This window comes from uncultured Microbacterium sp. (assembly GCF_947632095.1).
Classification (GTDB): domain Bacteria; phylum Actinomycetota; class Actinomycetes; order Actinomycetales; family Microbacteriaceae; genus Microbacterium.
The window spans coordinates 20435-28381 of record NZ_CANROA010000030.1 but is presented as its reverse complement, the minus strand read 5'-3'; the positions used below and the strand labels follow the sequence as shown (position 1 = coordinate 28381).

At 69.1% G+C, this 7947-nt stretch carries 8 protein-coding genes and 1 pseudogene; 5 read left to right on the top strand and 4 right to left on the bottom strand.

Annotation, left to right across the window (positions count from 1 at the left end):
- Together Q0Z66_RS08805 and Q0Z66_RS08800 are read left to right on the top strand one after the other, a co-directional pair.
- Positions 1–933, top strand: a 933-nt coding sequence (locus Q0Z66_RS08805) for a 3'-5' exonuclease (RefSeq protein ID WP_298040289.1), incomplete at its 5' end; no start/stop codon positions are given.
- Between the two features lie 58 nt (positions 934–991).
- Positions 992–2104: an SseB family protein gene (locus tag Q0Z66_RS08800; protein ID WP_298040288.1), complete on the top strand. Its 1113-nt coding sequence runs from the start codon at positions 992–994 to the stop codon at positions 2102–2104.
- A 33-nt stretch (positions 2105–2137) separates the two neighbouring features.
- Here Q0Z66_RS08800 and Q0Z66_RS08795 read toward each other — a convergent pair whose 3' ends face one another.
- Positions 2138–3589: an NAD(P)/FAD-dependent oxidoreductase gene (locus Q0Z66_RS08795; RefSeq protein ID WP_298040286.1), complete on the bottom strand. Its 1452-nt coding sequence runs from the start codon at positions 3587–3589 to the stop codon at positions 2138–2140.
- A gap of 83 nt (positions 3590–3672) precedes the next feature.
- Between Q0Z66_RS08795 and Q0Z66_RS08790 the strand changes: the two genes are divergently transcribed.
- Positions 3673–4158: a hypothetical protein gene (locus Q0Z66_RS08790; protein ID WP_298040283.1), complete on the top strand. Its 486-nt coding sequence runs from the start codon at positions 3673–3675 to the stop codon at positions 4156–4158.
- A gap of 4 nt (positions 4159–4162) precedes the next feature.
- On the opposite strand, the gene Q0Z66_RS08785 is transcribed toward Q0Z66_RS08790, so the two are convergent.
- Positions 4163–4828: a TetR/AcrR family transcriptional regulator gene (locus tag Q0Z66_RS08785; RefSeq protein WP_298040280.1), complete on the bottom strand. Its 666-nt coding sequence runs from the start codon at positions 4826–4828 to the stop codon at positions 4163–4165.
- Positions 4829–4961: 133 nt separating this feature from the next.
- On the opposite strand from Q0Z66_RS08785, the gene sucC reads away from it, so the two are divergent.
- Complete coding sequence (sucC, locus tag Q0Z66_RS08780) at positions 4962–6128, top strand: ADP-forming succinate--CoA ligase subunit beta (protein WP_298040278.1); 1167 nt, start codon at positions 4962–4964, stop codon at positions 6126–6128.
- Between the two features lie 31 nt (positions 6129–6159).
- A complete protein-coding gene (sucD, locus tag Q0Z66_RS08775; RefSeq protein ID WP_298040277.1) occupies positions 6160–7062 on the top strand; it encodes a succinate--CoA ligase subunit alpha in 903 nt (300 codons plus the stop codon).
- A gap of 71 nt (positions 7063–7133) precedes the next feature.
- Here sucD and Q0Z66_RS12505 read toward each other — a convergent pair whose 3' ends face one another.
- Both Q0Z66_RS12505 and Q0Z66_RS12500 read right to left on the bottom strand, forming a co-directional pair.
- A complete protein-coding gene (locus Q0Z66_RS12505) occupies positions 7134–7319 on the bottom strand; it encodes a hypothetical protein (RefSeq protein ID WP_366938981.1) in 186 nt (61 codons plus the stop codon).
- Positions 7320–7447: 128 nt separating this feature from the next.
- Positions 7448–7894 (bottom strand): annotated as a pseudogene (locus Q0Z66_RS12500) (siderophore-interacting protein); the annotation flags it as partial.
- Positions 7895–7947 lie beyond the last annotated feature (53 nt).

The following is a 7947-nucleotide window of genomic DNA, read 5'->3' as shown; positions in this document are numbered from 1 at the left end:
GTGCTGAACGAGGCCACCGAGATCCTGCTCCCCGCCTCCGGCGAGGTGCCGCCCGCGACCGCCGTGGCCGAGGGGCTCAGCCACCTGCTCTCGCAGAGCGGATACCTCGATACGCTGCGCGCCAGCCGCGACCCGCAGGACGAGGCGCGCGTCGAGAACCTCGACGAGTTCGTCGCGGTCGCCCGCGACTTCGCCCGCAACAACCCGCAGGGAACGATCGTCGACTTCCTCACCGAGGTCGCCCTCGTCTCCGATGCGGACGACCTCGATGACGAATCGGGCACGGTCTCGATGATGACGATGCACACCGCCAAGGGGCTCGAGTACGACGCTGTGTTCGTCACCGGAGTCGAGGAGGACCTCATCCCTCATCGCATCTCCGCCGGAGAGCCGGGCGGCCCGCAGGAGGAGCGGCGCCTCTTCTACGTCGGGATCACGCGCGCCCGAAAGCGTCTGCACCTGTCGCTGGCGATGACGCGCGCGCAGTTCGGCGAGGTCACCGTCGCGATGCCCAGCCGATTCCTTCAGGAGATCCCCGCCGATCTCATCGATTGGCGTCAATCGCCGGGCGATGTGAACTCGCGCGGCGGAACGCAGTCGCGCGCGCTGAACGCTCGCCGTGGCGGCTTCGGCTCCGGCGGCTTCGGTTCGGGCGGCGATGACCGCTTCGCGCCGAAGCCGCTGGCCAAGCGCGACGGGCTCAAACCGCTGTCGACCTCGATGGACCGCTTCCCGAACACGGTGACAGGCAAGGTGCGCGACAACGGCGACCTCGAGCTCGCCGTGGGGGACCGCATCCGCCACGCCGACTTCGGCGACGGCCGTGTCGACAACGTCACCGGCGAGGGCGCTAAGCGCATCGCGCACGTGCGCTTCGACAGTGCGGGGCTGAAGAAGCTGCTGATCAAGATCGCGCCCATCGAGAAGCTCTGAGGCTTCTTCACTGTGCACATGTGCAGGACAGCGGCCGGCCCGGGCTAGGCTGACAGGCATGGCACTGTTCTCACGCCGCAAGAAGACCGATGACGCTGTTGCGGAGCCGACGCCGCTGACCGATCCGCCCGAGGCGGATGACGCCCCGGCGGCGGAGGAAGACGTCGAACAGGTGCCGCAGATCGGGATCTCCGTGCAGGCGTTCCGCGGCGTCGGGGCCAATGCCGGGCCGGAAGTCGCCCTTCCCGATCCTGACGCGCCACAAGAAGCCTCGGCGCGACCCGCGCCGACGAAGCCGACCCCGCCCGCGACGCCGATCGCGCCAGAGAAGCGCACACTTCCCCTGGCGCCGGCGATGCCCCCGGAGCAGACCGAGACCGTCCCGGGGATGAAGGACAACGTGCTCCTGCGCAACGCCCTGGCCGAGATCGGCGAGGGAGCGAGCAACGAGCAGCTCATCGGCGTTCTGCGACAGATGATGCAGGGGCACCTCTACCTGCGCGTGCACGGCGATGCACGGGCTCAGATCAGTGAGGGCAAGCCGCTGTCGATCGCGGTCGTCCGCGATGGTGAGCGCACCTTCATGCTGGCGTTCAGCTCCGCGGTCGCTGTGCGCGACTCGGTGCAGCGCGAGACCGAGCCGACCGCGACATCGGCGGTCGCCCAGCCCGTCACGGCGGTGCTCCAGCAGGTCGTCTCCGGCGAGTTCGCCGGCATCATCCTCGACAACGCCTCGGGTGCGAACCGCGCGGTCTTCCCGACCTCGGTGCTCGCCAAGGCGCTCGAGCAGGCCGATGAGGGCATGACCCTCAAGCGGCTCATCGCCGCTCCGCGCGAGCAGGGAACGGCGCGCACGGTCGGAGAAGCACTGGCGAAGACGCAGGCGTGGGTGGCGGTCAACGACGGCAGCGGCAACGGCCAGGTCGGAATCGCCGAGGCTCAGACCCCTGACGGCAAGCGCTTCCTGCAGCTGTTCTCGCACCCGCTCGAGGTGGTGGCTCTCGGCCGGGGCGACAAGCCCCTGCCCTTCCCCCCCGAGCAGCTGGCCAAGGTCCTCTCCTCGCACAGTGCGCTCGCCGGAGTCATCCTCGATCCCGCAGGGCCCTCCATCATCGTGGAGCGCGACGCCCTGGCTCCGGTTCTCGTCCTCGCGGTCGACGTCACCGAGTGAGCACGGTGCGCTGAGCGCACCCACCGTCCTTCGTTAACCGAAGAGGTCTCCGAGGTGAACCGGCCGCCCGGCGTCAGCGAGCGCCGTGCGCGCCGCATGCCAACCGGCCATGGCGTTGACCCCGGGGCCGGGAGGCGTGGCGGCTGAGGCGAGGTAAACCCCGGGCATCGGGGTGCGCCAGGGGCGCGTCGACAGCACCGGGCGGCGGATCGCCCGCGGCAGGGTGAATTTGCCGGCGAGGATGTCGCCGCCGACGTCCGAGGGGTTGATCGCCTCGCGATCGGTGGCGCGCACGACGTTCGTCGCCAGGATGAGGTCGCGGAAGCCCGGGGCGAAGCGCTCGACCTGGCGGCAGATGAGCTCGGTCGGATCGAGGTCGGAGCCGTTCGGGACGTGGATGTACGCCCACAGGACGGCCTTGCCGGCGGGGGCGCGGCTGTCATCGTGCACCGAGGGCTGCACGGCGAGCACGTAGGGGCGTTCGCTGACCCGTCCGCGAGCGACGGCGTTCTCGCTCGCCCAGACCTCATCGCGCGTGCCGCCGATGTGCACGGTGGGGGAACTAGCGACGTCGGGGTTCGTCCACGGGATGGGGCCGTCGAGGGCGAAGTCCACCTTCGCGGCCGCAGGCCCGTACCGGTACGAGCGCAGCGCGCGGGCGTAGCCGGCGGGGATATCCGGATGCGTGAGCGCAAGGAAGGGGGAGGTGTTCAACATCAGCAGGTCGCCCCGGCGCGGGTCCCCCCAATCGAGCACGCCGAGATCGCGCACGTGCACGCCCGTCTCGACGGAGCCGCCGTGGGCCTGGAGATCGGCGACGAGGGCGTCGGGGATCGCCTGAGCGCCGCCGCGCGGGTACATCCAGCCGGCCGCGTGCCCCTGCGCGGCGAGCAGGAGACCCGCGGCGGCGGCGGGAAGCGACGGTTGGCGCGTCGGCGGGTGGGCGAGGACCCCGGCCAGGAGGCCAGCGGCCTCGTCGGTCCGCCAGACGGCGCGGGAGAACGCCGTTCCTTGCTCGAGCATCCGCAGGGCGAAGCGTGCGGCGGTCACGGGCACGGCGGGCACGCGCAGCATCTGGTTCCCGGTGAAGTCGACGATTCCGTCGATGCGGGCGCTCAGCGGGCGCAGCAGCGCGAGCCAGCGTTCGGCGTCGGCGCCCAAGCCCGCGGCGGTGCGCTCGATATCGCGCCAGGCGATGCCGGCGCGACCGTCATCGAGCGGGTGCGCGTAGGAGATCTCGGGCAGGACCCAGTCGACGCGTTCCGGCAGTCCGAAAGCGCGGAAGAACGGCGCGGCGAAGGCATTCGGATGCACGGCGGATCCCACGTCGTGCCGGAATCCCGACAGCGTCGAGGCGGCCGTCCTGGTGCTGCCGCCGATCGCGTCGGCCGCCTCGAGCACCCGCACCTCGTACCCGGCTCGGGCCAGGGAGACCCCAGCCGAGAGTCCGTTCGGGCCGCTTCCGATGATCGTCGCACGTGCCATGCCGCCAGTCTGGCACGGTACGCGGCGCCGACCGCAGTGATCCCGAGCGGGTGTCCAGCTCGAACGCGCGATAATCGACAGTGATGAAAGAGAATCAGGGGCCGACGCCCGCAGGCACTTCCCGTCCGTACCGCAATCTTCCGGAGGCTCTGCGCGCGCACCGGATCGATCCGGTGAATCACGAGTTCATCACCGCGATCACCGACGCGATCGGCATCTCTAGCTACATCGACCGCGGCCGTTACATCGAGGCGATCCGCCGCGGCCCCGGAGCGGCCCTGCACATCGGCAAGACCTACACGAACGGCTTCACCGCCGAGGAGCCGATCTACGTGGGAGCGACCCCGATGCGCATGCTCCCCAGCGAGGGACGCCCGCCGTACCTCTACGTCTCGCATCCGAGCGAACTGCGCCCGGTCGCACCCACGAAGAAGACCGCTGCGCGCAAGCCCGCCGCGCCCGCGACGCCGCGGGCGCCGAAGGCCACACCTGTCGAAGAGCGCGACTACGGCGTGTGCACCGACTGCTTCATGGTCAAGAACGCCGCCGGCAAGTGCGGATGCTTCTGAGCGGTCACCGCTCCAGCTCGGACTGCAACCGGCGCGACACCTCGGCCAGGGGCATCGCCCGGGGGAAGACGGCGACGACCATCGACTCGGCGCCGTCTTCTGCAGCATCCGTCAAGACGCCGTAGCGGCGGCGCACATCGTCCAGCGCGCTCTGCAGCACCGAGGGCGCGACCTTCTTCGTGCCGCGCAGCAACTGGCGCAGCACGTGGTTGTGCACCGCGGTGACGGTCGCGGCGAAGCCGACGGCATCCACCGGGTCGATCCCGGGAAGCGCCCGACGCAGATAGTCGTCGAAGAGCCGCTCGTAACGGAAGACCGTGATGATCTCTCGCTCGCGCAACGCCGGAACCTCCCGCACCACCTGGTAGCGCAGGCGAGCCAGATCGGGGTCGTTCGCGAAGTGGGCGAAGACGTGCTGAGACGCCCGGCATACGGCTTCCCACGGGTCCTGATGCCCCGGCGCGAAGAAGTCGCGCAGCTCATCGAGCAGCGCCTCATGGTCGGCGAAGACCACGTCCTCCTTGCCCCCGAACTGGCGGAAGAACGTCGACCGGGAGAGCCCGGCCGCCCGAGCGATCTGCTCGACGGAGGTCTGCTCGAACCCCTGCGCGCGGAACAGATCGAGGGCGGCGCTCACCGCGCCCGTGCGCGGTTGTGCAGTCTCAGGCATAGACGGAAGCCTAACGCGCTCCGCACGCGCCGCCGATGGGCCCCTCGGGTGGGCAGGAGTAGTAAGATTCAATACTGGTTGATGTCTCGACATCGAGAGACTTTCCGGACCGCAGCCCAGCGAAGGAAGCACAGTGGATCTGTACGAGTACCAGGCACGAGACGTTTTCGAGAAGTACGGAGTGCCGGTCCTCGCCGGCATCGTCGCGGACACCCCCGAGGAGGTGAAAGCGGCAGCGGAGAAGATCGGCGGCGTCGTCGTCGTCAAGGCTCAGGTGAAGACCGGCGGACGAGGCAAGGCCGGCGGCGTCAAGGTCGCCAAGACCCCCGACGAGGCATATGAGGCGGCCAAGGCCATCCTCGGACTCGACATCAAGGGTCACGTCGTCAAGCGCGTCATGGTCGCGCAGGGCGCGGCCATCGCCGAGGAGTTCTACTTCTCGGTTCTGCTCGACCGCGCCAACCGCTCCTACCTGAGCCTGTGCTCGGTCGAGGGCGGCATGGAGATCGAGCAGCTCGCGGTCGAGAAGCCCGAGGCCCTCGCCCGCATCGAGGTCGACCCGCTGACGGGCATCGACAAGGACAAGGCCGTCGAGATCGCGCGCGCCGCGAACTTCCCCGAGGACCTCGTCGAGAAGGTCTCCGACGTCTTCGTGAAGCTCTACGACGTCTACAAGGGCGAGGACGCGACGCTCGTCGAGGTCAACCCGCTCGTGCGCACTGAGGACGGCTCGATCGTCGCCCTCGACGGCAAGGTCACGCTCGACGACAACGCCAGCGAGATCCGTCACCCCGAGCACGAAGAGCTCGAAGACAAGGACGCCGCCGACCCGCTCGAGGCCAAGGCCAAGGAGTCGGGCCTGAACTACGTCAAGCTCGACGGCGAGGTCGGCATCATCGGCAACGGTGCGGGGCTCGTCATGTCGACCCTCGACGTCGTCGCCTACGCCGGCGAGAACCACGGCGGCGTCAAGCCCGCCAACTTCCTCGACATCGGCGGCGGAGCATCGGCATCCGTCATGGCCGCAGGCCTCGACGTCATCCTCGGCGACCCGCAGGTCAAGAGCGTCTTCGTCAACGTCTTCGGCGGCATCACCGCCTGCGACGCCGTCGCCAACGGCATCAAGGGCGCCCTCGAGACCCTCGGCGACACGGCATCCAAGCCGCTCGTCGTGCGCCTCGACGGCAACGCCGTCGAAGAGGGTCGCGCGATCCTCGCCGAGTACGCCCACCCGCTCGTGACTCTCGCCGCCACCATGGACGAGGGCGCCGACAAGGCCGCCGCGCTGGCGAACGCCTGAGACTTCGAGACCTCAGAAAAGGATTAGAGATATGTCGATCTTCCTGAACAAGGATTCCAAGGTCATCGTCCAGGGCATCACCGGCGGCGAGGGCACCAAGCACACCGCCCTCATGCTCAAGGCCGGCACCCAGGTCGTCGGCGGCGTCAACGCCCGCAAGGCCGGCACGACCGTCGCGCACACCGACAAGGACGGCAACGCCATCGAGCTGCCCGTCTTCGGCTCGGTCGAAGAAGCCATGAAGGAGACCGGCGCCGACGTGTCGATCGCCTTCGTGCCCGGCGCCTTCACCAAGAGCGCCATGATCGAGGCCATCGACGCCGAGATCCCGCTGCTCGTCGTCATCACCGAGGGCGTCCCCGTGGGCGACTCGGCCGAGGCCTGGGCCTACGCCAAGAGCAAGGGCAACAAGACCCGCATCATCGGCCCGAACTGCCCCGGCATCATCACCCCCGGTGAGGCGCTCGTCGGCATCACCCCGGCGAACATCACCGGCAAGGGCCCGATCGGACTCGTCTCGAAGTCGGGCACCCTGACGTACCAGATGATGTACGAACTGCGCGACCTGGGCTTCTCGACCGCCATCGGCATCGGCGGCGACCCCGTGATCGGAACCACGCACATCGATGCGCTCGCCGCGTTCGAGGCCGACCCCGAGACGAAGGCGATCGTCATGATCGGCGAGATCGGCGGCGACGCCGAGGAGCGTGCGGCCGATTACATCAAGGCCAACGTCACCAAGCCGGTCGTCGGCTACGTCGCGGGCTTCACGGCTCCCGAGGGCAAGACCATGGGCCACGCCGGCGCCATCGTCTCGGGCTCTGCGGGAACCGCTCAGGCGAAGAAGGAGGCCCTCGAGGCCGCGGGCGTCAAGGTCGGCAAGACGCCGTCCGAGGCTGCCGCTCTCATGCGTGAGATCATCGAAGCCCTCTGAATTGAGGTAAGCTGAAGAAGAAGGCCCCGGGCTCCACCCCGGGGCCTTCTTCTATGCCCGTTGCGGGCGGATCAGATCGGCAGCGCCAGGTCGTCGAGTTCGCCCACGGTTCCGCCGCGCTGCAGGATGCCCTCGTAGGTGCGCAGACGGACCTCGTCGATCTGCGTGTTCGTCGTGCCTCGCTTCCAATAGCCGAATACTGCGGTGTCGGCCTTCGAAAGCCCCCGCTCGCGGAAGTGCGAGCGGATCTCGCGCATCTCATCGCGCTCACCGCCGGCCAGACAACGGCATCCGCGTCGGCACAGGCGGCGATCTGCGGGCCGAAACCCGTCCCGGGTTCGATGCGTTCGAGTACGAATCCCTCGACGGCGGGGAGCTCGGCGAAGGCCGCCTCGTCAGCCGTGGCGACCCAGCCCCTGCCACGGATGCCCCTCGGAGCCTGCTCGAGCAGTGTGTGCAGTGCCGGCAGAGACGTGGCATCCGCGAAGGCCAGAACCTCGCGCCCGTTCGCCTCAGGGAAGCGGAAGTGCGGTCGCGGACCGACGAGGGGCACCTCATCGCCGATGCGCAGATCGCGCAACCAGCGCATCATCGGGCTCGACTCGCCGTGGCGCACGACGTCGACCTCGATCATCTCCGAGACCGCGTCGGCTGCGCGCACCGTGTAGATGCGGGTGACGCGCTCTCCTGCATCATCGAGGTGCAGCCGGATCGCGGTGTTGGGCAGCAGCCAGTTCGCATCATCGGCGAGACCGTCGATGTGCAGGGCCACGCGGGCGAGGGCATCGCTGACATCGATGATCTCACGCACCGTTGCGCGGGTGCGGTGCATGCCACGGTTGTGGTCGCCGGAGAGGATCGCCTCCTGCTCGTGCAGGGGCAGGC